Source organism: Gemmatimonadota bacterium (assembly GCA_016713785.1).
Classification (GTDB): Bacteria; Gemmatimonadota; Gemmatimonadetes; order Gemmatimonadales; family GWC2-71-9; genus JADJOM01.
The window spans coordinates 2,164,024-2,184,774 of sequence record JADJOM010000003.1 but is presented as its reverse complement, the minus strand read 5'-3'; the positions used below and the strand labels follow the sequence as shown (position 1 = coordinate 2,184,774).

At 73.7% G+C, this 20,751-nt stretch carries 20 protein-coding genes; 15 read left to right on the top strand and 5 right to left on the bottom strand.

Features of this window, described 5'->3' with window-relative positions; genetic code table 11:
• Positions 1-18: 18 nt before the first annotated feature.
• The 12 genes from IPJ95_17835 to IPJ95_17780 all read left to right on the top strand — a co-directional run bounded on the left by IPJ95_17835 (position 19) and on the right by IPJ95_17780 (position 10,481).
• Positions 19-2,817, top strand: a complete 2,799-nt coding sequence (locus IPJ95_17835; GenBank protein ID MBK7925465.1) for a PD-(D/E)XK nuclease family protein — start codon at positions 19-21, stop codon at positions 2,815-2,817.
• On the top strand, positions 2,717-3,157 hold the full coding sequence (locus IPJ95_17830; protein ID MBK7925464.1) for a PD-(D/E)XK nuclease family protein: 441 nt from the start codon (positions 2,717-2,719) through the stop codon (positions 3,155-3,157). The genes IPJ95_17835 and IPJ95_17830 overlap by 101 nt, the downstream gene beginning before the upstream one ends.
• Positions 3,154-3,828 carry a UvrD-helicase domain-containing protein gene (locus IPJ95_17825; GenBank protein MBK7925463.1) on the top strand — a complete coding sequence of 225 codons (675 nt, stop codon included), beginning with the start codon at positions 3,154-3,156 and terminating at the stop codon, positions 3,826-3,828. The genes IPJ95_17830 and IPJ95_17825 overlap by 4 nt, the downstream gene beginning before the upstream one ends.
• On the top strand, positions 3,825-4,052 hold the full coding sequence (locus IPJ95_17820) for a UvrD-helicase domain-containing protein (GenBank protein MBK7925462.1): 228 nt from the start codon (positions 3,825-3,827) through the stop codon (positions 4,050-4,052). Before IPJ95_17825 ends, IPJ95_17820 begins: the two co-directional genes overlap by 4 nt.
• Positions 3,998-4,501, top strand: a complete 504-nt coding sequence (locus tag IPJ95_17815) for a UvrD-helicase domain-containing protein (GenBank protein MBK7925461.1) — start codon at positions 3,998-4,000, stop codon at positions 4,499-4,501. Before IPJ95_17820 ends, IPJ95_17815 begins: the two co-directional genes overlap by 55 nt.
• A complete protein-coding gene (locus IPJ95_17810; protein MBK7925460.1) occupies positions 4,476-4,727 on the top strand; it encodes a hypothetical protein in 252 nt (83 codons plus the stop codon). Before IPJ95_17815 ends, IPJ95_17810 begins: the two co-directional genes overlap by 26 nt.
• A 307-nt stretch (positions 4,728-5,034) precedes the next feature.
• Positions 5,035-5,934 carry a PD-(D/E)XK nuclease family protein gene (locus IPJ95_17805; protein MBK7925459.1) on the top strand — a complete coding sequence of 300 codons (900 nt, stop codon included), beginning with the start codon at positions 5,035-5,037 and terminating at the stop codon, positions 5,932-5,934.
• Positions 5,868-6,242 (top strand): PD-(D/E)XK nuclease family protein, encoded by a 375-nt coding sequence (locus tag IPJ95_17800; GenBank protein ID MBK7925458.1) that lies wholly within the window; start codon positions 5,868-5,870, stop codon positions 6,240-6,242. Before IPJ95_17805 ends, IPJ95_17800 begins: the two co-directional genes overlap by 67 nt.
• A gap of 71 nt (positions 6,243-6,313) precedes the next feature.
• Complete coding sequence (locus tag IPJ95_17795) at positions 6,314-7,237, top strand: hypothetical protein (protein ID MBK7925457.1); 924 nt, start codon at positions 6,314-6,316, stop codon at positions 7,235-7,237.
• A gap of 40 nt (positions 7,238-7,277) precedes the next feature.
• Entirely contained in the window at positions 7,278-8,393 is a 1,116-nt protein-coding gene (locus IPJ95_17790; protein MBK7925456.1) for a WYL domain-containing protein, read from the top strand.
• Complete coding sequence (locus IPJ95_17785; protein MBK7925455.1) at positions 8,393-9,313, top strand: WYL domain-containing protein; 921 nt, start codon at positions 8,393-8,395, stop codon at positions 9,311-9,313. Before IPJ95_17790 ends, IPJ95_17785 begins: the two co-directional genes overlap by 1 nt.
• A 169-nt stretch (positions 9,314-9,482) precedes the next feature.
• On the top strand, positions 9,483-10,481 hold the full coding sequence (locus IPJ95_17780; GenBank protein MBK7925454.1) for a serine/threonine protein kinase: 999 nt from the start codon (positions 9,483-9,485) through the stop codon (positions 10,479-10,481).
• Positions 10,482-10,546: 65 nt separating this feature from the next.
• Here the strand turns inward: IPJ95_17780 and IPJ95_17775 are convergent, their stop codons facing one another.
• Entirely contained in the window at positions 10,547-11,953 is a 1,407-nt protein-coding gene (locus tag IPJ95_17775; protein ID MBK7925453.1) for a hypothetical protein, read from the bottom strand.
• Positions 11,954-12,264: 311 nt separating this feature from the next.
• On the opposite strand from IPJ95_17775, the gene IPJ95_17770 reads away from it, so the two are divergent.
• Positions 12,265-14,631, top strand: a complete 2,367-nt coding sequence (locus IPJ95_17770) for a hypothetical protein (protein MBK7925452.1) — start codon at positions 12,265-12,267, stop codon at positions 14,629-14,631.
• Between the two features lie 7 nt (positions 14,632-14,638).
• Here IPJ95_17770 and IPJ95_17765 read toward each other — a convergent pair whose 3' ends face one another.
• From IPJ95_17765 to IPJ95_17755, 3 genes are all read right to left on the bottom strand, one after another.
• Entirely contained in the window at positions 14,639-16,513 is a 1,875-nt protein-coding gene (locus IPJ95_17765; GenBank protein ID MBK7925451.1) for a PQQ-binding-like beta-propeller repeat protein, read from the bottom strand.
• A gap of 53 nt (positions 16,514-16,566) precedes the next feature.
• Complete coding sequence (locus IPJ95_17760; GenBank protein ID MBK7925450.1) at positions 16,567-16,761, bottom strand: hypothetical protein; 195 nt, start codon at positions 16,759-16,761, stop codon at positions 16,567-16,569.
• A gap of 219 nt (positions 16,762-16,980) precedes the next feature.
• Positions 16,981-17,673 carry a VTT domain-containing protein gene (locus IPJ95_17755; protein ID MBK7925449.1) on the bottom strand — a complete coding sequence of 231 codons (693 nt, stop codon included), beginning with the start codon at positions 17,671-17,673 and terminating at the stop codon, positions 16,981-16,983.
• A gap of 98 nt (positions 17,674-17,771) precedes the next feature.
• Here IPJ95_17755 and IPJ95_17750 point away from each other — a divergent pair, with 98 nt between their 5' ends.
• Positions 17,772-18,338 carry a hypothetical protein gene (locus tag IPJ95_17750; GenBank protein ID MBK7925448.1) on the top strand — a complete coding sequence of 189 codons (567 nt, stop codon included), beginning with the start codon at positions 17,772-17,774 and terminating at the stop codon, positions 18,336-18,338.
• A gap of 21 nt (positions 18,339-18,359) precedes the next feature.
• Here IPJ95_17750 and IPJ95_17745 read toward each other — a convergent pair whose 3' ends face one another.
• On the bottom strand, positions 18,360-20,069 hold the full coding sequence (locus IPJ95_17745) for a PQQ-binding-like beta-propeller repeat protein (protein MBK7925447.1): 1,710 nt from the start codon (positions 20,067-20,069) through the stop codon (positions 18,360-18,362).
• Between the two features lie 102 nt (positions 20,070-20,171).
• Between IPJ95_17745 and IPJ95_17740 the strand changes: the two genes are divergently transcribed.
• Positions 20,172-20,702, top strand: coding sequence for a sigma-70 family RNA polymerase sigma factor (locus tag IPJ95_17740; GenBank protein ID MBK7925446.1), 531 nt, complete (start codon positions 20,172-20,174; stop codon positions 20,700-20,702).
• Positions 20,703-20,751 lie beyond the last annotated feature (49 nt).

Below are 20,751 nucleotides of genomic sequence, written 5' to 3'. Positions count from 1 at the left end.
TCGCCGAGCCGCCAACTCATGCCCGCTTCCCTCCTCCTCCTCCACGGCACCGACCCCCGCGAGCTGCTGCTCCACGCGGCTGACGGGTTCCTGGCGCCGCCGGCGCCGGAGGATCCCGCGGCCTTCCCCCCTCGCCCCCTACCTCCTGGCGCTGCGGCAGGGGGCCTCCGCGAGGACCTGATCCGGCTCGCCGCCGAGCGCGGCCACCCCGGCTGGCTCGACCCGCCGCTCTGCACCTTCCAGCAGCTCCCCGAGGTCCTCGGCGCCACCGACCGCCGCCCCTGCGACGACTTCCAGCGTTCCACCATCCTCGCCATGCTCATCCGGCGGGGGAGCCGCGGCCCGCTCGGCCGCCTTCGCAACCCCGAGGCGTTTGTGGGCGCCGTGGATCGGCTCTTCGGCGAGCTGCTGTCGGAGGGGATCACGGCCGATGCGTGCGAGGCGGCCGTGGCGCCGGCGGCGGGGAAGGGGGAGTTCGAGGCCGCGCGCGACACCGAGCTCGCGACGCTCTACCGCGACCACCTGGCGCTGCTGCAGGGCGAGGGGCGCCGCGACGGCCGCGACCGGCTGCTCGACGTGGCGCTGGCCATCGCCGATCCGGCGCGGCTCACCGAGCGGCTCGGCGGCCGGCGCGAGATCCGCTTCGCGGGGCTGCAGGACCTCCGCGGCGGCTGGCGCGCGCTGCTCGGCGCGCTCTGCCGGTCGTCCGCCCTCGACCGCATCGTCATTTACTCCGCCGAACCGCTCGACCTGGGCCCCGACCTCCCCGCCATCGTCCAGCCGCTCGGTAGCGGCCACGCCCTCGCCACCCGGCTGTTCACCGAGCGCCAGGAACAGGTGCCGGGAGTGGTGGTGCAGGCCATCGCCGCACCGGATGCCGAGCGTGAGCTGGAGGAGGTCGCGCGCCGGGTGCGCGCGCTCGCGGACGGCGGCACGCCGCTGCACCGCATCGCGGTGGTGGCGCGGCAGGCGCGCCCGTACCTGGACCTGGCGCTGCACGCGCTGGAACGATTCGGCGTGCCGGCCACGGCGCGGCGCCGGGTGGCGCTGGTGGAGGTGCCGGCGGTGCGCGCGCTACGGGCGCTGCTCTCCGCCGCCGCCGATGGCTGGTCGCGCCACGGGCTGGTGGAGCTCGCGGAGCAGCCGTACTTCGCCAGCGGGCTCGACGCCGCGGTGCTCAACTACGCCGGCTACCGGCAGCGGGTCTCCGGACTGGACGCGTGGCAGGCTGCGCTCACCGCGCTGGCGGCGGAGTCGGCCCGGAGCGAGGCGGCCCGGGAGCGTGGGGACGACGAGGAACGGCGCGCGGGCCGGCCGCGCGCCGCGCGGGCGCGGCTGGCCGCGGACGGCTTTGCGCGGTTCGCGGCGCTCGCCGCCCCGCTCGATGAGCCGCGCAGCCTCGGCGCATGGGCCGACTGGCTGGTCACCTTCCTGGAGCAGGATCCCTGGGGCGTCCGGGAGCGGATGATGGAGGTGCCGGCGGGCCGCCTCGACGTGGTGCGGCTCGACCTCGCCGCCTGGCGCGGGCTCGCGGACGCGGCGACGCGCTGGCGGGAGGCGCTGGCCCGCTGGGGCGACACCGCGCCGATGACCGTGGACGACTTCCGGCGCCGCGCCGAGAGCCTGCTCGACGGCGACGTGGCGCTGTGGACGCCGAGCCAGGACGGGGTGCAGGTGGTCGAGGGGCTGGCCGCGGCGTACCGGCCGTTCGAGCAGGTCTTCCTGGTGGGGCTGACCGCGGGGCAGTGGCCGCTGGCCGCGCCCCGGTCGCCGGTCTTCGACGAGAGCGAGCGCGCCGCGCTCACCGCCCGGGGCCTGCCGCTCGAGTCGGAAGCCACCTGGGACCGGCTGGAGCGGGGGCTCTTCCGGGTGCTGGTGGCGGGGGCCGAGCGGCAGCTCACCGTCAGCTGGTCACAGCTCGACCCGGGGGGAGCGGACACCGTCCCCTCCGCGTACGTCGAGGCGCTGGGCGACGTGGCGCGGATGGACGGCGCGGCGGAAGGGGAGGAGATCCCCGCCACGCGGGTGGTGACGCCGGGGGCGCGGATCTACCGGGGTGCCGATGCCCTGGCCCGGGCGCGGCACGCCGCGCCGATCGAGCATGGACGCCAGTCGAAGGCGGTCTCCCCGTGGAATGGCGGGATCGAGGATCCCGCGTTGCTGGCGTGGCTCGCCCGTGAGCTTGGGGAGCAGCGGCAGTGGAGCCCCACCCAGCTCGAGGCGCTCGCCAAGTGCCCGTGGAGCTGGTTCTCCTCGCGGCTGCTCCACCTGGAGCGGCAGGACGATCCCGACGAGGCGATGGACCACCTCACCCGCGGCACCCTGCTGCACCGGATCCTGGCGCGGTTCTTCGAGCGGGCGGCGGTGCAGCTCGGCACGCCGGCGCGGCTGCTTCCGGGGCACCTCACGTGGGCGCTCCCGCTGCTGGCGGAGACGGTGGCCGCCGCCCTCACCGAGGCGGGCGACGCCGGTGAGTGGCTGGGGCACCCGGCGCTGCTGGCGGCGCGCCAGGGGGAACTCACCCGCCTGCTCACCCGGTACCTCACGTGGGAGGCGGAGGAGCACGACGCGCAGGAGACGAGCAACCGCGGCAACGCGCCCAGGCGCATCCGCACCGGGGTGGTGGCGCACGAGGTGAGCTTCGTGGACCAGGTGCTGGAGGTGGGGTGGCCTGCGGGTGCGGATCCGGGGCAGCGTGGACCGCATGGAGCGCGGGGTGGACGAGCGCTTCGCGGCGGGGGCGTACATCGCCGCGGTGGACTACAAGACCACCCGCTACGCCGCGCCCGGGGCGGGCAAGCCCGGCGCGTGGGATGACGGCGTGGTACTGCAGGTGCCGCTCTACGCCTGGGCGCTGGCCCGGCTGCACGAGGGGGCCACGGTGGCGCGGGTGGAGTACCGCAGCCTCAAGAAACCAGGCAGTCACCACCTGCTGGAGCTGGCGCAGTACGACCGCAAGGCGGGCGCCGTGGTGGCCGACCCGAAGCACGTGGCGCGCTACCAGGCGGCGCTCGCGGCGGTGGCCCGGCACGTGGAGGGCGCCCGCGCGGGCCGGTTCCCCGCGGCGCCCGCGCCCTCGTGCGGCTGCCCCAGCTTCTGCCACGCCATCGACATCTGCCGCGTGGCGGGGGGGCCGGTGCAGGCGGGGTGGCCATGAGCGCGCGCCGCCCGCCCACGCCCTCGCAGTGGGCCGCCATCGAGGCGGTGGACCAGCATGTGCTGGTGGCCGCCGGCGCCGGCACCGGCAAGACCACCACCGTGGTGCAACGCATCCTCTACCAGCTCGGCGTGGACTTCGAGGGCCGTCGCTGCCCCGCGCCCCTGGCGCTGCGCGACCTCGCGGCCATCACCTACACCAACGCCGCCGCCGCCGACCTCAAGCGGAAGCTGCGCGAGGAGCTCCGCGCGGTGGGGCTGCGCCAGGTGGCGTGGGAGGTGGACACCGCGCGCATCGGCACCATCCACGGCTTCTGCGGCGACCTGCTGCGGGAGTTCGCGCTGCGGGCGGGGCGGAGTCCCGCGCTCCGGGTGCTCGACGAGGGGGAATCCACCGCGCTGGTGGCCACGGCGGTGCACGATGCCGTGGTCGAGGCGGTCGAGCGGGAGGCGGTCCCGGGCATCGGGCTGCTGTTCGAGCGCGCCGACGCCGGCACCGTGGAGCAGTGGGTGGCGCGGCTGGCGGCCGACGAGTCGCGGCTCGAGGCCCTCCGGCGGCACCGCGACGCGCACCCCGAGGCGGAGCGCGTGCTCCTCGACCTGGCCTGGCTGGCGCGTGATACCATCCGCGACCGGCTGGACCGGGAGGGGCGGTCGACTTCGACCGGATGATCGTGTGGACCCGCGACCTCCTGGCCGGCGACGCCGGTATCCGCGCCGCGATCCGGCGGCGCATCCGGATGCTGATCGTCGACGAGTTCCAGGACGTGGACCCGATCCAGCGGGAGATCGCCTACCTCCTGGGGATCCCGAGGCGCGCGATCCCGCCACCACCCGCCTCATGCTCGTGGGCGACCCGAAGCAGAGCATCTACCGCTTCCGCCGCGCCGACGTGACCGTGTGGCGGCGGGTCGAGGACGACTTCACCACCCGCGGCCTCGGCCGCGTCCTGCCGCTCACCGACAACTTCCGCTCCCTCCCGCCGATCCTCGGCTTCGTGGAGGCCACCGTCGGTCAGCTGCTCGACCAGCCGATCGACGGCGCCACCCTGCAGCCCTTCGAGGTGCCGTTCCTTCCGGTCGACGCGCGCCGTGACCCGGTGCCACCGGAGGCGGAGCCGGTGGTGGAACTGCTCCTGGCCGAGCCGCCGGACGACGAGAAGGTGCTCGCGGACCCGCTCCGCGCCGCGGAGGCGCGGGCCATCGCGGCGCGGGCGCTGGAGCTCCACGCCGCCGGCACGCCGTGGCGCGAGATGGCGCTCCTGCTCCCGGGGTGGGGGCTCCCTCGAGCGGTACGAGTCGGCGCTCGCCGCGGCGGGGGTGCCGACCTACGCCCTGCGCACTGAGGGCTTCTTCGAGCGGCGCGAGGTGCTCGACCTGCTGGTGGCGCTGCAGGTGCTGCGCGATCCCACCGACGACCTGGCGCTCACCGGCTTCCTGCGCGGCCCCTGCGTGGCGGTGCGCGACGAGACGCTGCTGGCCCTGGCGCGCGCGGGGCCCCATCATTCCACGCGGCGCTCACCACGGTGGTGTGCGCCGAGGCGCCGCTGCTCCGCTGGGCGGCCGCGCTGATCGAGGAGCTGACCCCGCTCCGCGACCGGATCCCGACCGCGGAGCTGCTGGAGCTGCTGCTCGACCGGACCGGATACCTGGCCCACCTGCTGCTCTTCGGCGACGCGGGGCGGCAGGCGGTGGCCAACGTGCGGAAGCTGCTGGGTCTCGCGCGCGCGCATCGCGCCGGCGGGCTCGGCGACTTCCTCCGCATGGTGCAGGAGGTCCGGCGCCGGGGCGACCGCATCGGTGAGGCCCGGCTCCACGGCGCGCAGGACGAGGTGGTCACCATCACCTCGATCCACAGCGCCAAGGGGCTCAGTGGCCGGTGGTCTTCTGGGCCGACCTGGGCCGCATGCCGCCCCAGGACCGGGGAGAGAGCCTGCTGGTGGGCCGGGAGCGCGTGGCGCTCAAGGATGCCGATCTCGAGACCAGGGAGCAGGACGCCGCGTACCTGGCGCTCCTGGCGGGGGAACAGGCCGAGGCGCTGGCGGAGCGGAAGCGGCTCTGGTACGTGGCGGCCACCCGGGCAAGGGACCTGCTGGTGGTGTCGGGGTTCCAGACCGGGGAGCAGCAGAAGGAATCGGCCGCCGCGCGCATCCTGCCGCTGCTCCAGCGGGAGCGGAAGGACCGCTTTCGTTTCCAGGCGCGGTCGGGGCACCACGAGGGCGCCGTGCGCCCGGTGGCGCTCGAGGGTGCGCCGACCGATGCGGCCGCGCCGGCGCCGCTGCCGGCGGTGGAGATCCCGGCGCCGCTGCCGCCGCTCACCGTGTCGGCGGGCCGCGGCCGCCACTCCGCCACGGAGTTGATGGCCCACGAGCGCTGCCCGCGCCGCCGGTGGCTGCGCTACGTGGCGGGGCTGCGGGAGCCGGCGGTGGAGCGGAGCGGCGGCGCCTTTCTCGGCGCGGTGGCGCGGGGGTCGCTGGTGCATGACGTGCTGGAGCATGCCCGTGAGGGGCTCGAGTACGAGACCGCGCTCGAGGCGGCGATCGGCCGCTGGGACCCGGCGGCGCCCCGCCCGACTCCCCCGAGGGGCAGGGCTATCGTGAGCGGCTCCGCGCCGAGATCGACGGGATCCTCGCCGATCCCGGCTATCGCGCGCTCGGCGCGGCGCCCGAGGCGCGGCGGGAGCTGCCGTTCCTGCACCTGGTGGGGCCCGGGGTGGCGCTCGAGGGGAAGATGGACCTGGTGGCGTGGCGGGCCGGCGGGTACGCCATCCTCGACGTGAAAACAGGCGGGCCCGACGAGGCGACGGCGCGCCACAAGGCGGGATGGTACGCGCCCCAGCGGCAGGTCTACCTGGCCGCGCTCGCGGCGATCACCGGGAGGCCGGTGACGCAGTTTGCCTTCCACTTTACCGGGACCAACCTCCAGGTCGGGGGGCCGGTGACGCCGGGGGAGGTGGCGCAGGCCGCGGCGGCGGTGCGCGAACGGGCCGAGCGGATGCGCGCCGGCGAGCCCGCGCTCACCGACCGGCCCGAGGAGTGCGGCTTCTGCGGCTACCGGGCGGTGGGGTGGTGCCCGGGGGTGGGGTGAGTGTCCCAGGGGGCCGTTAGGGTTGGGCCGGTGGCACCCTGTCGCCACCGCCCCAACCCCGAGGAGGCTCCATGTCCCTGGTGGTCGATACCCTGGCCCGGCTGCGCCTTGGCGTGCCGACGACGCGCCAGAACCTCACCCTCTTCCCGCTGCTGGACAGCGACGCCGGCGGGCCGCAGTATGTCACCCTGCGCACCGCCCTCTCATCAGGCCGGCTCGAGGTCACCGAGGTCTCCGAGGCGGGTAGCGTGCCCACCCTCGTCGCCCGCAACCTGGGTGAACACCCGGTCCTGATCATCGATGGCGAGGAGCTGGTGGGGGCGCGGCAGAACCGGGTGGCCAATGTCTCCATCCTCGTGGCCGCCGGGAGCACGGTGGCGATTCCGGTGTCCTGCGTGGAGCGCGGCCGGTGGCGGTGGCAGAGCCCCCAGTGCAGCGACTCGAAGCAGGCCATGCATGCCTCGGGGCGGCGGAAGAACATCCGGCAGGTGAATCAGTCCCTGCGCAGCGACCGCGCGTACCGCGGGGACCAGGGCGGCGTCTGGGAGGAAGTGGAGCGGATGGCCGTGCACCTGCGGGTGGAGAGTCCCACGGAGTCGCTGGGGGACGTATTCCAGCAGCACGAGCAGGCACTGGCGGCCTATGCGGAGGGCGCCGCGCCGGCGCCGGGGCAGTGCGGCGCCGTCTTCGCGGTCAACGGGATGGTCCGGGGCGTGGAGGTGTTCGAGGACCCCGTCACCTTTGCCGCGGTGCTCGAGAAGCTGCTCCGCAGCTACGCGCTCGAGGCGATGGACCAGCCCGGGCCATCGGGCCCCCCGGCGGATCGCGCGGCGGTGGAGGCCTTCCTGGCCGCCGTTGGGGCCGCGCCGGTGCAGCGGTTTCCCGGCGTCGGGGGTGGCGAAACGCTGCGGCTCGAGAGCCGCGAGGTGGTCGGGGCGGGGCTCGCGGTGGCCGACCGGATCGTTCACCTGGTGGCCTTCGCGGCCGCCGGATGACAGGGGGAGACGTGATGCGGCACGATGGGAGCGCGGTCCGGTGACACGGCCCAGGCGGAAGCCGACGACGGTCCGGCGGGTGAGCCGGACCGAGCGCTGGCTCAACCTGCTCGCCTTCCTGCTCGACCGCCGCTATGCCGTCACCCGCAACCAGATCCTGAGCGAGGTGGACGACTACCGCGCCGACTGGCTGGGCGGATCGCAGGCCACCCGCGAGGCGGTGCGGCGCAAGTTCGAGCGCGACAAGGAAGGCCTGCGCGCGCTCGGCATCGTGATCGCCCCCGATGCGCAGAAGGTCGAGGCGGAGCACACCGACCAGGAGGTGGAGGCGTACCGGCTGCGGCCGCGCGACCTCTATCTCCCTTACCTCGAGCTCACCGCGGCGGCCGGCCGCCCGCGGCAGGGCTACCCCATCCCGAGCATCAGCCTCAAGCCCGACGACCTCGCCATCCTGCGCCGGGCCGCGGAGCGGGTGCTCGCCCTCGGCAGCTCCCCCCTCGGCGCCCCCGCCGCCTCGGCCCTCCGCAAGCTCTCGTTCGACCTGCCGGTCCAGGCCGCCGGCGACGCCGAGGTGGTGCTGACCCATCCGGTGGGCGCCCAGGCGGAGAAGGTGTTCCGCACCCTGCGTGAGGGGGTGGAACGGCGGCTCGCGGTGCGGTGCCGCTACTACGCCATCCGGCGGGATGAGGAGGCGGAGCGCGACATCGAGCCGTACGGCCTGATGCTCACCTGGGGCCACTGGTACTGCATCGGCCGCGCGCGCGACCGCGACGCCCTGCGGGTGTTCCGGCTGGACCGCATGCGCGCCGCCGCGCTGCTCGACGGCGCGGACGCCCGGTTCGAGATTCCGCCCGGCTTCTCGGTGCAGCAGTACCTCGACCGCGCCCCGTGGGAGTTGTCCGACGGCCCGGCAACGGCGGTGCAGGTGCGCATCGCGTTCCCCCACTCGCGCTGGACCCTCTCCGAGGGACTCGGGCGAGTCATCGAGTCGCTGGAACCCGATGGCAGCGCGGTGCTCGAGTTCGACGTGCGCGCCCCGGAGGCCTTCCTCCGGTGGCTGCTTCCCTTCGGCGCCCAGGCCGAGATCCTCGGGCCCGCGGAGTTCGTGACGCGACTGGCCACGGAGCGCGCCCGGGTGCGGGCGCTGTACGCCTGATGGCCGAGCTCGCCGAGACCCAGGTGCAGCGGCTGGTGGCGCTGGTGGCGTGGATGTCACAGCGTGACACCGGCCGCCCGGTGCGCTACCGCGATGCCGCGCGCGCCCTCGGCCTGTCCGAGGAGCTGCTGGAGGCGGACCTGCAGGTGCTCCTCAGCCTCACCGACAGCTACAAGCCGTGGCTCAGCAGCCTGAGCGTGGCGCTGGTGGCCAACGGCTTCACCCTGAGCAGCCGCGGGGCGTTCCGGCGCCCGCTCCGCTTTTCCCATGACGAGGCGCTCGCGCTGCTGGTGGGCCTGGCCGGGCTCCGCGGGGCCGCCGCGCTCGCGGGGAAGCTCGGGGCGGGGTTCGCCGCCGCGCCGCCGGTCACCGAAGTGGAGCGCAGCTGGGCCATGGGGCCGACGCCGGCCGAGCCGGTGGCGCCGCTGCTCGCGCTCTTCCGCCGGGCCCGGGATGAGCGACGCAAGGTGGAGCTGCGCTACTGCGGCAGCGGTGGCGAGCCGTCGAGCCGGGTCGTGCACCCGCACCAGGTGGTGCAGGCGGCGCGCGCCTGGTACGTGGTGGCCTGGTGCGAGCGGGCCCGCGCCCCGCGGCACTTCCGGGTGGAGCGGGTGCTCGGGGCGCGCGCCCTCGAGGAGGGTTTCGAGCCGCGGAAGGAGCTTCGCCGGGTGACCCGTGTCCGGGACCTCCTCGCCGCCGACGGCGCCGTGACCGCCACCGTCGCATTCAGCCCGGTGATCGCCCGCTGGATCCGGGAGCTGTACCCGGACGGGAGCGAGGGGCCGGATGGGCGCTACCTGGTGCGGCTCCCCGTGGCCGACCCCCGCTGGCTGGCCCGCGAAATCCTGCAGTACGGCGCCGAAGCGGAGGTGCTGGAACCGGCCTCCCTGCGGGACTTCGTCCGTGCTGTGGTGAGCTAGCCTCCGGCCGAGCCTCCCCTGCAACCATGTCCGCTTCTGGGACGTCCAATACCAGTAGCGGACGATCTGCCTTCCGGGCCTTCCGCTACCCATTGTCCCACAAAGAGTTGAGAATCCCGGATCGGGCACGGCGCCTGCCTTGTCTCCGGGCAGACCCTCTGGAGCAGGCATGCCCGCTGTCCTCACCGATCCGCAGCCGATGTCCCCCGCCGCCGAGCTGGAACGGTGGGGGGCGGGTGTGGCGCGGCTGACCGGTGGCCGGTATGAGGTGCGGCGGCTGATTGCGCGCGGGGGGATGAGCGTGGTGCTGCTGGGCTGGGACCTGCACGAGGGGCGGCACGTGGCCCTCAAGCTGCTCGATCCCGCCGAGGGGCAGTCGTTGGAGAACCGGGAGCGGTTCCGCCGGGAGGCGCGGATCGCGCGGGACCTGGCCCATCCGCATGTCGTGCCCTGCTACGGCTCGTTCCACCAGGATGGACTGACCCTCACCGTGCTGCGGTTCATCCCGGGGCAGTCGCTGGCCGACCGGCTGGAGCGGGTGGAGCGGCTCGCGGTGCGCTCGGCGCTCAACCTCCTCATCCCGGTGGTCGATGCGCTGGCGCACGTGCACCAGCGGGGCGTGATCCACCGTGACGTGAAGCCAGCCAACATCCTGCTGCACCAGGACGACGACTGGGTGTTCCTGACCGACTTCGGCGTGGCGACGCTCCGGACCTCGGAGCACTCGCGCTCGGAGGTGGCGAAGGGCTTCGGGACGCCGGCCTACATGGCGCCGGAGCAGGTGCTCGCGCGCTGGGACGCCGACGCCCGGACCGACATCTATTCGCTCGGGCTCGTGGCGTACCAGGCGCTGGCGGGGCGGCTGCCCTTCGTGAGCGAGACCACCATGGGGAGCGCGGTGCAGCGGACGGTGTGGGATGCGCCGCCGCTGCGGCAGTTCGCGCCCGAGGTGCCGGAGCGGCTGGCGGCGATCATCGACCGCTGCCTGGCGCGCGAGCCGGGGAGGCGGTGGCGGAGCATGGCTGAACTGCGGCGCGCGCTGGAGCGGTGCCGCCGCCGGCTGGTCGCCGCGGAGGCCCGTCCGTCACGGCTCCGCGCCTTGATGGAACGGCTCGCCGGGCGCGCGCTCTCCGCGGCCCCGCGGCTGGCGTCGCTGCTGCTGCTGTAAGTCACGGGGCGGCCGGCTGAACCACGCCGGCCGCCCCGTCCTGCCCGTCAGACCTCCGCCCGCGACTACCGAACCGTGACCGTCACCACATTGCTGGTGTCCGCGGCGCCCTGTGCGTCGGTCACCAGCATCCGGACCGTGAAGGTGCCGCGCTTGGTGTACTTGCGGGTGGCGGTGATCGTCCCGGCCGTGGTGCTGGTCCCGCTGGTCTTGCCGTTCCCCCAGATGAAGGAATAGCGCCACGGGCCGTTGTCCGGATCGGTGAAGGTGCCCGCCATCCGGACCGAGCCGTTCAGGCGGATCGTGGTCGAGGTGGTGGCGGCCAGCGTGGCCACCGGAGCCGTATTCCCCGGGGTGCCGCCGGTCGTGATCTTCCACGACAGCGCGTGCACCGGGCCCCCCGGCACCAGCGGACCCTCGCCGACGATCTCGGCGTTGTTGTTGATGCTGCGGGCCAGGGTCTGGGTGGCGCCGGGCCAGGGCGGCAGCAGGATCGCCTGGCCGTTGCGCCAGAACGCCGAGGCGTAGAGCACGCCCGGCGCCGTGGACGTGCCCCAGCCGACGATGTCACCGGCGTCATTGACGTCCACCGGGGTCGGCTGGATCACGCCGGCGGGCACCGGCAGCGACTGGATCGCGCCGTTCACCCAGCGCACCGGGAAGCCGCCGTTGCTGGTGCCGACGATGGTCCCGGTGTTGTTGAGGGCCAGGGCGGCCGAGGCGGCGCCCGCGGAGAGCGCGCCGAGGTTGGTGAAGCCGCCGGCCTGCCAGAGGAACGCGGTGGAGCTGAAGGTCGTGGTGTTGGTGCTGATTCCCACGACGCTTCCGGCGTCGTTGATATCCTGTGGGTTGGTGCTGGCGTAGCCCGCCAGCGCCCCGATGTCCTGCAGGAACGCGCCGTTCTGCCACAGGACGCCATGGGTGGTGATGGTCAGGTTGGGCTCGCGCACCATGCCGACGATCCGGCCGGAGGTGTTGATCCCCCGCGCCGTGACCCGGAGGCTGTCGCCGCCGGGGAACGGCGGCAGGCGGTGGTAGGCGCCGCCGGCGTCACGCCAGATGGCGTAGTTGATGGAGGTCCCGCCGATGTCCTCGTTCAGGATCACCTCGCCCGCGTCATTGGTACGGACCGGGATCAGCACGCCCGCCCCGTTGTAGTTGGGGATCGCGGTGATGGTGCCGGTACGCCACAGCGCGGGGCCCAGGTTGACCGTGGGGCTGCTCGCCACGCCGGCGATGAGGCCGGTGTTGTTCAGCGTGTAGGCTGACGAGTACGTGCCGCCGGGGAGGACGCCGAGGTCGGTGATGGTGATGGTGTACGGACCGACCACGACATCAACCGATGCCGTCTGGGCCAGGCCGCTAAACGGGGTGTCCACGGCGGCCGTGGGCGAGGGCTGATCGGCGCAGGCGGTCGCCAGCGCGAGGACCAGGACGAGGCCGAGGCCCCGGGAGCGTGCGGTGGATGGCATGAACGGGGGAGCCTTGAGAAGAGTGGGGAAAGGCCGAATGGCGAATGCAATGATAGTGATCGCCGGTGAACCAACCATGAACCAGCCGTGCGCAGCGTTGCGCTACGCCGGGTGTCAACGCAAGCGGTGGGCCTCGCCTAAGTCGTTGGGCCGCAACGGCACAAGTCCATCGGGCGACTCGATTCGGGACGGCTGCATCGCGGTGTGCGGGCTGGAGCATCCCGTAGGGGGCGCGGGCCGCGGGGGCCGGGATGTCCGGTGCCGCAGGGAAATGCCGCCATGCCTCAGGACCCCATGGAGGAGCGGTACCGATGCTCGAGCTTCGCCGGGCGGCCCCCCTCGCCGCCGCCATCCTGCTGGCCTGTGCCCCTGACCCCAATGCCCCGGCCCCAGTCGGCCCGCCGACGGTGGCTTCAGGGCCCGCCGGGGTCGCGGCAGCCGTCCTCCCGTGCGCCAAGCGCTGGAAGGCCGCCGTGAGCGGTGACTGGAACGTCGCCGGCAACTGGACCCCCGCCGGGGTACCGCGCGCGGGCTCGGTGGTCTGCCTCGATGCCCTCGGCAAGGTGCCGTACACGGTGACGCTCACGACTGATGCCACGGTGGCGGTCCTGCGGGTCGGGGGCGGGCTCGCCGCCGCCAAGGCCACCCTGACCTTCACGCCGGCGGGGGCGGCCCGCACCCTTGCCGTAACCGGGGAGGTGCAGGTGGCGCTCGGCGGGACCCTCCGGATGGCCACCAACGGGTTCGATGGAACGCTGACGGGTGACGCCCTGGTGATCGATGGGACCGTCCACCTGGGGGCCACGCTTCCCCTGACCACCAACTACATCACCGTGGATTCCCTGGTGAACCGCGGGCTGCTCGCGGTGGACACGGTCATCGTCGGGACCTACATCACCCTGACGGGCCCGATGGCCCTGCGGAACGCCGGCCAGGTCCAGATGGCGGCCGGCGTGCACGTGATAGCGACCGCGCCCGCCGCGAGCGCATACCTCGAGGGCGGGGGCATCTCGGGCATCAGCCTCCTGACATTCGGTGGAGGAGGGGGGAACACGGTCTTCGATGTCTGGTGGACCGGTGGCTCATTCACGGGGACAGACCTCGCGGTCAACAGCGGCACCCTGCACCTTGGCAACACCGCGCTGCAGGGGGTTGCCGTCCTGGATCCCTACGGCGGCACCTCGATCCTCGAGGGGGATATCGGGCCCGGGGTCCATGTGCATGCCCGGGCGGGGCCGACCGGCGGCACGCTGCGGCTGCAGGCCCCCGCCGGCGGCGTGCTTCGCAATGAAGGTACGCTCGAGTTCTACTCCCAGACGGACACGCTCCTGGTGCAGGGGGCCAGCCTCGCCAACGCGGGCCTGGTCCAGAAGTTTGCCGGCGTCACCGACCTGGACCTCGACAGCGTCACCAATGCCGGCACGATCCAGGCCCAGGGCGGCACCCTCCGGCTGGTCCGGAACACGGGCTTCCTGCGGAACGCCGGCACGATCGACGGCGGGCATTCGATACCCCACGTGATCCTGAGCGGCGCCGAGTACATCAGCGAGGCGGGCGGTGTGCAGACGGGTGGGCTCTGGGTCGAGAACGCGGTGGTTTCGGGAACCGGCGCGCTCGGGGACGTCACCCTGGTGAGTGCCTCGCTCGAGCCTGGCGCCCCGGTCGGCGTGCTCACGGCGACCTCACTCACCATGGATCCGGCGTCAGGCATGATCTTCGACGTGGCCGGGGAGACGGCGGGGAGCTACGACGTGCTGGACGTGGCCGGGCAGGTATTGCTTGCCGGCAGCTTCACCCTGCGGGAGGTGGCCCCCTTTGCCGGTGGCACCTGCGGCCAGGCGCTGCCGCTGATCCTGGACCAATCGCCGCTGCCGCGCGGCGCCTTCACCAAGCTGACCGGGCTCTCCCCGGGGCTGGGGCGAGGGTACCGGCTCTTTGCGCCGGCGGGCAGCACGTACCTCGTGGGGTACAACCCGATCCCGCTGGTCTCGCTCGCCCCGGCCACACTCGCGGTCGCGGAAGGCGGGCCCGCGGCGGGTTACGCCATTTGCCTCCAGCACCTCCCGACCGCGAGCGTGACCGTCAGCCCGGCGTCCGTCCTCGGGCAGCTGCAGTCCATGGCGCCGGTGACCTTCCTGACCGCCGACTGGGGTCTGCCGAAGTCGGTGACGGTGATGGCCGTGGACGACATCCTGGTGGAGCCCGGACCGCAGGCCGACGAGGTCATGCACACCGTGACCAGCACCGATCCCCTGTATGCGCCGGCCGGATTGTCGAATGTGGCCGTCAGCATCACTGACAACGACGGCAGCGCCAATCTCGAGCTTTCGGTGACCAGCGCCCCACCGGTCGTCCCCGGCGGCGCCCTGTTTACGCTCGCGTTCCGGGTGGGGAACAGCGGCCCGGACGCCTCGGTGGGCAGCAGCTTCGCGATGCCCGCGAGCGCGGGGTATCACTACGTGAGCTCAACGGGCGTGCTGGGCTGCAGCGGAGACCCGGTCACGGGCGTGCGCTGTGACCTGCCAGGAGTGGCGAGTGGCGGGGCATCCTTCACGTTCACCGTGACATTGGGCGCGGATGCGCCGGGCAGCTACCCGACGACGTACAGCCTGACCTCGGTCCAGGCGGACCCGGCGCCCGCCAACAACTCCCGGGTCCAGACCATCACGGTCCAGTAGCCGCCGCTCAGGGCCCCTGGAACCGCCGCAACAGCCCGTACTCCGCCGCGGCGCGAACCATGGGCAGCCGCTCGACGGTGGCGCCGAGGCCCCAGAGCTGCACGTAGCCCGCCCAGGGGCGGTCGGCACGGAACGAGACCTGCCAGGCGGTGGCCCAGCCATCGGTGTCGGTGGCCAGGACGCGAGTCACCACCGAGGGGGCCGTGGGCATGTCGCCGCGCCACTGGCCGTGGAGGCCCCAGCGTTCCCCCTCCGCGGTGGGCCGTGAGGGATACTCGTTCCAGTCGGTGGAGTCGGTCTCGAGCCCGGCCAGCCCGCGCGCCAGCGAGAGGTCGTGGCCGAGCGGCGTGCCGGCGGAGTCCCACACCAGCGCTCCCGGGAGTGGCCCCAGCCAGACGATCTTGCCGCCCGCGGCGAGGTAGCGCTGCCACCGCCCGTTCCGCCCGGTGTCCGCGCGGATGGTCTCTGGCAATGCGTCGAGCGCGAAGACCACGACGCTCGGCGCCTCGTCGGCCAGCTGCGCCGCGAAGAACCTCCCGAGCGCCGCGCCATCGAGCACTTCGTAGCCCAGTCCCGCAAAGTACTCCCGCGCCAGCCGCGCCCCCGGCATCATCCCCCGCGGCGCCAGGACCGAGTCGTAGTAGACCGCCAGCCGGGCGGGCGCGGGCGCGGTCTCGCCGATGGCGAGCAGGTCCCCGGCGTCGGTGCCCACGTAGATCCTGTCGTCGGCCACCACGGGGGAGCCGTACAGCGCCTCCTCGAGGCGCAGCCGCCACACCAAGGCGCCGGTGGCCGGGTCGAGGGCCAGCAGGTCGCCCCAGGGAGAATCGTTGGCCTCGGTGCCCACCACCAGCCGCTGCCCCGCGAGCACGGGGGAACTGAGCACGTTGGCGCCGGTGGCGTAGCGCCAGCGTTCCGTGCCGGTGGCGGCGTCGAGCGCCTGGACGAACTGCCCGTCCGAGCTCCCCACGTACACCGCACTCCCGGACACCACCGGCGAGGCGCAGACCCAGGAGCCGCGGTGGGTAGCGCGCCACAGTCGCTCGCCCGTGGCGAAGTCCAGCGCGTACAGCCCGCCGTCGCGCGAGCCGACGAAGACCCGGCCCTCGTCGATGGCGGCGGAGCCCTGGATGGCGCGCCGGTCGAAGCCGAAGGCCTGTGAGTCGAGCGTATCGCCGATGGTGCGGTGCACCCACTTCTCGGCGCCGGTGGCCAGGTCCAGGGCGTAGACGCGCCCATCCCACGAACCGATCACCACCGTGCCAGCCGCGATGGCCGCGCTGGCGCGCACCCGCCCGCCGGTATTGGCGGTCCAGCGCACCGCGCCGGTCATGAGGTCCAGCGCATAGACCCGTCCGTCGGCACCGCCCAGGATCACCGTGCGGCCGGAGACGGTCGGGGAGGAGGCCCAGAGATCCCAGGCGCCGGCGGGATAGGTATTGAAGGGGAGGGCGGGGCCGGCGTGGCGCGACCAGCGTAGCCGGCCGGTGGCGGCATCCACCGCGAAGAAGCGGCCGGCGTGGGTCGCGGCGATCACCAGGCCATGGGCCACCGCGGGTGAGGCCGTGACCGGGTCGCCGGCGGCGAAGCGCCACACGATGCGGCCGGTGGCACGGTCGAGGGCGTAGAGGGTTCCATCTCCGGCGCCGACGTAGATCCGGCCCGCCGTGACGGCCGGCGTGCTCCGGATGGCCCCGCCCAGCTGCCGACGCCAGACGATGCCGCCCTGGCCGGTGAAGAGGGGCGCGGCCGAGACGCCGGTGTGCGCCGCGTCGCCGCGGAACATCACCGGGCCGGCCTGAGCCGGGAGCGATCGTGCCGGACCTGCCAGCAGGAGAACCAGCACCGCGAGTGTGCCGGGGTGGAACGCGGATCGTGTCATGGAAGGGGCGCCCTTGGGGTTGCCGGGCTCCTACGATACCGCGTGGTGCGGAGTTACGCACGCTCCCGGGCCGCGCTCCAGGCGGCAAAGGCGGGATGCCGGGTCACTGGCAGCCAGCGCTGCGCGGCGGAATGGAACACCTCCCAGGCGGCGGTCACGCCCCCGCTCCGGATCGCGTCGGCGAGTTCCTCGACACTGCTGAAGGAGAATTCGCTCCCTGAGTCGTTGCGCACCTTGATCTCCGCCATCACCACCGTGCTCCGGGGTTGGGGTCGACCCCCTGGAGTAGCAACTCCCGGACCCGAACCGCTAAGCGGTTGCTTCCGAAGCGCTTCCTTGGCGGCCGTCGCGGGATCGGGCGGCGGCGGGGCGGCGCAGGATGCACGGCGGCGGGAGCGCGGGCGTGGCGCCACAGGGCGTGGTCACCGTGGGGGTGTGCGCGGGGTACGTCGGGGCTGTGCGGCCGGTCACCCCCTGGCGAGGCGCCGGTGCAGCATCCGGTACGTCCCCGCGCTGAGCGCCAGCGCCGCCACCGCGATGCCGGCCACGAGCGCCACCCGCCGCTCCATCACGCCCGCGCCCAGGGCCACCGTCACCAGGGCCCAGGGCAGCTCCGCGATCGCCAGCGACAGGAGGTACCGGGGAAAGGAGTAGTGCACCAGCCCCAGCAGGTAGCCGGGAATCTCCGAGGGAAGCGCGAGCTGGAACAGCAGCACCAGCCCGAAGGGGGCGCGGTGGGAGACGAACTCCTCGTAGCGGGTGAGCTGTGCCGCGGAGGCGAGCCGGTGGATCACCGGACGCCCCAGGGTCCGGCCGATGGCGTAGGCCAGCATGCCCCCCAGGAGCCAGCCCGACCAGAGCAGCAGGCCGGCGACCGGTGTGCCGAAGGTCGTGGCCAGGAACGGCGCGATGGCCGCGGTGGAGACGAAGGCAAGCATGGCGCTCACCGCCGCGAACAGCACCACCAGGAGCATGGCGGTCAGGGGGTGGGCCGCCTCCACCCGCTGGATGACCCCGGCCAGCTCGAGCATCGGTTCCCGCGCCTGCTCGGCAAACAGCACCAGGGCGAGCAGGGCGGCGAGCACGGCCACCAGCAGCGCCCGCCGGGAGGCCAGCGGGTGGTGCGCGGGAGGTGCGGCGGTGGCGGCAGGATCGGGCATGGGCTTAAGGGAATCTACTCCCGCCTTGTCTCCGGCTTCATGGACCGGGAGGTACGATGCCATCCGGGGAAGCCCGTCCGCTCGGCAGGGGAGGCGACATGTCCAGCATCCTCATGGTCTACGGCTCCACCCACGGCCAGACCGGCCGGATCGTGGAGCGGCTCGCGAGCAACCTGACGGTGGCGGGCCACCGGGTCACCACCTGGAAGGGCGACCAGCTCCCGGCGCGGCCGGTGCTCGCCGGGTACGATGGCTACGTGATCGCCGGGTCGGTGCGCTACGGCAAGTACCAGCCCTACCTGGTGGAGTTTGCCCGGGCCAACGCGGAGCGACTCTCCGCGATGCCGAGTGTCTTCGTCTCGGTGTGTGGCGCCCTGATCGGCGACTGGGCCGCGGGGCCGGCGGAGGCACGGAAGTACGAGGCGTCGTTCCAGCGGCTGACCGGCTGGACGCCGAGCCTGGCCCGCTCCCTGCCCGGGGCGCTCAACTACACGCGGTACGGGATGCTCACCCGGTTCATCATGCAGATGATCAGCCGCAAGACCGGCCGTCCCACCGATACCAGCCGCGACTGGGACGGGACCGACTGGGCCGCGGTCGACCGCCTGGCCGGGGAGATCGGGGAGCTGGTGCGTGCACCGGCGGTGGTGCATACGGTGGAATAGCGGCTCGGCGGCCTTACCGCCCTATCGCCCTATCGCAAACGCCACCACCGCATCCCCCTGCGTGAAGCCGAACAGCGCATTGCCGCCCGCCGCCACGGCCACATACTGCCGGCCACCCACCGCATAGCTGATGGGCGGCGCGTTGACGCCCGCCTCCGCCTGGTACGACCAGAGTTCCTGCCCGCTCGACGCGTCGAACGCCGCAAAGCGACCCTTGCCCGCCCCCGAGAAGACCAGTCCCCCCGCCGTCACCAGCACGCCGCCCACCAGCGGTTCCGGGGTGCGTACCTGCCAGGCCAGTCGGCCGCCGTTGGCCAGGTCGAGCGCGGTCAGGGTGCCCCACGCCTCGCCGGTGTTCTGGGTGCTGGCGTACTCGAGCACGCTGCCGTCGGGCCGGGTCACCCGGTGGGCGATGTAGCGGGTGGGCAGGTGCAGCGCGCCGACGTAGAACAGCTGCAGGCTCGGGTCCCAGGCGGAGGGCGACCAGTTGGCCCCGCCGGCGATGCCGGGCGCCACCACCACGCCCTCGCCCGGCTGCGGCGGGGTGAACAGGTTCCGCTGGGGGACGAAGGCGTCGGAGCGGAACAGCAGGGACCCGTCCCGGCGATCGTGCACGAAGACCCAGCCGAGCTTGCTGGCCTGCGCCACCGCGGGGACGCGGCGGCCGCCGTGGGTCACCTCGAGCAGGACCGGCGCACTGGCCACGTCGTAGCCCCAGCGGTCGTGCGGTACCTGCTGGTACGCCCACACCAGCGAGCCGGTGCGCTCGTCGAGCGCCACCAGCGACGAGGTGTGCCGGTTGTCGCCGGGGCGGGAGGCGTCGGCCATCTGGGGCGAGGGGTTGCCGGTGCCGAAGATGAGCAGGTGGCGCTGCCGGTCGATCACCGGGGTCGCGTAGATGGAGCCGCCGCCGTATCTCCACGCCTCCGCGTGCGCCGGCGCCGCGGCGCGCTCCGCCGCGAGGTCGCGATGCAGCGGCATGCCGGCCGCGTTGGCGGTGTACGGTCCCTCCCAGCCGGCCGCGGTCACGTCGAACTGCCACAGGCGCGCGCCGGTCTTTGCATCGAACGCCGCCATCAGGCCGGGGCGTCCGTACTGCCCCGACACCCCCACCACCGCGAGCCCCTGGTCGGGGTGCAGGCCGTACCCCACGCCGGCGATCCCGACGAACACCCGTCCGTCGTGCACCAGCGGTGCCGCGCTGATGCCCACGCCGGTGGAGCCGGTGGCGCCGACCTGGCCCAGGGGATCATCGGCGCGGAGCTGGCTCGAGGCCTCGGTGGTGCCCGCGTACTCGGCCACGGTCACGTCCCAGCGCACGGCGCCGGTGGCGGCGTCGAGCGCGATCAGCCGGCCATCGACGGTGCCCACGTACACCAGCCCATCCGCCACCGCGACGCCGCGATTGGCCGGCCCGCAGCAGAGTTTCTCGCTGCGCGACGCGTGCCGGTAGCGCCACCGCTCGCGGCCAGTGGCGGCGTCGAGCGCCGCCACGCCGCTGTACGGCAGGGAGACGAACATCACGCCGCCGGCCACGATCGGGGTGGCCTGGAAGGTGGCGGTCACCCCGCTGTGCCAGGTCCAGGCCGGCGCCAGGTGGCCCACCGTCGCGGGGGTGATGGCCGTGAGGGGCGAATGGCGCTGCCCGCCAAGGTCGCGGCCGTGCAGGGGCCAGTCCTGCGCCGCGAGGGTCGCGGGGAGGAGCAGGGCGAGCAGGAAGGGGTGGCGCATGCGTCTCTCGGGTGAGGGCCGGTACGGGAGAATACTCGTGCCGGCCGGCCGCGTCAGCCGGCGTGGCTTGAAGCGTTCCCGATTCCGCCCCATCTTGGCGCCATGCCCGACACCGCGGCGGACCTCATTGCGCTGCACTACGACGAACTCCGGAGCCTGGCCCGCGGGCTGCTCCGGCGGGAGCGGGTGGGCCACACCCTTGACACCGGCGGACTCGTCAACGAAGCCTGGCTCCGGCTCGCGGCGCAGGCCGGCCTGGGAGAGCCCGAGCGGGCGCGGTTCTTCGCCATCGCGGTGACCACGATGCGGCGCATCCTCGTGGACCACGCCCGGAGCCGCCTGCGGCAGAAGCGCGGGGGCGGGGCCCAGGTGGTGTCCCTGGATGACGCCGACCAGCTGCTCACCACCGAGGAGGCCGATCACCTGGTGGTGCTCGACGAGGCCCTCGAGCGCCTGGAGCAGGTGAGTCCCCGGTCGGCGGAGGTGGTGCGCTACCGGTTCTTCGGCGGTCTCTCCCTGGAGGAGACCGCGGCCCTGCTCGGCATCTCCGGCAAGACCGTCCAGCGCGACTGGCTCGCCGCGCGCGCCTGGCTCCGCAAGGAAGTGGCCCAGGCGCTCGACCTGCCCGACTGACCCGCGCGCCGGTGTCCGTCCGGCGCGGCGAATCTCGCCATGTGGCAAG

Bases quoted from the DNA above. Each gene is read 5' to 3' on its own strand.
- IPJ95_17835 (MBK7925465.1), top strand. From the start codon at position 19: ATGCCCGCTTCCCTCCTCCTCCTCCACGGCACCGACCCCCGCGAGCTG.
- IPJ95_17825 (MBK7925463.1), top strand. From the start codon at position 3,154: ATGAGCGCGCGCCGCCCGCCCACGCCCTCGCAGTGGGCCGCCATCGAG.
- IPJ95_17820 (MBK7925462.1), top strand. From the start codon at position 3,825: ATGATCGTGTGGACCCGCGACCTCCTGGCCGGCGACGCCGGTATCCGC.
- IPJ95_17815 (MBK7925461.1), top strand. From the start codon at position 3,998: ATGCTCGTGGGCGACCCGAAGCAGAGCATCTACCGCTTCCGCCGCGCC.
- IPJ95_17795 (MBK7925457.1), top strand. From the start codon at position 6,314: ATGTCCCTGGTGGTCGATACCCTGGCCCGGCTGCGCCTTGGCGTGCCG.
- IPJ95_17785 (MBK7925455.1), top strand. From the start codon at position 8,393: ATGGCCGAGCTCGCCGAGACCCAGGTGCAGCGGCTGGTGGCGCTGGTG.
- IPJ95_17780 (MBK7925454.1), top strand. From the start codon at position 9,483: ATGCCCGCTGTCCTCACCGATCCGCAGCCGATGTCCCCCGCCGCCGAG.
- IPJ95_17775 (MBK7925453.1), bottom strand. From the start codon at position 11,953: ATGCCATCCACCGCACGCTCCCGGGGCCTCGGCCTCGTCCTGGTCCTC.
- IPJ95_17770 (MBK7925452.1), top strand. From the start codon at position 12,265: ATGCTCGAGCTTCGCCGGGCGGCCCCCCTCGCCGCCGCCATCCTGCTG.
- IPJ95_17765 (MBK7925451.1), bottom strand. From the start codon at position 16,513: ATGACACGATCCGCGTTCCACCCCGGCACACTCGCGGTGCTGGTTCTC.
- IPJ95_17760 (MBK7925450.1), bottom strand. From the start codon at position 16,761: ATGGCGGAGATCAAGGTGCGCAACGACTCAGGGAGCGAATTCTCCTTC.
- IPJ95_17755 (MBK7925449.1), bottom strand. From the start codon at position 17,673: ATGCCCGATCCTGCCGCCACCGCCGCACCTCCCGCGCACCACCCGCTG.
- IPJ95_17750 (MBK7925448.1), top strand. From the start codon at position 17,772: ATGTCCAGCATCCTCATGGTCTACGGCTCCACCCACGGCCAGACCGGC.
- IPJ95_17745 (MBK7925447.1), bottom strand. From the start codon at position 20,069: ATGCGCCACCCCTTCCTGCTCGCCCTGCTCCTCCCCGCGACCCTCGCG.
- IPJ95_17740 (MBK7925446.1), top strand. From the start codon at position 20,172: ATGCCCGACACCGCGGCGGACCTCATTGCGCTGCACTACGACGAACTC.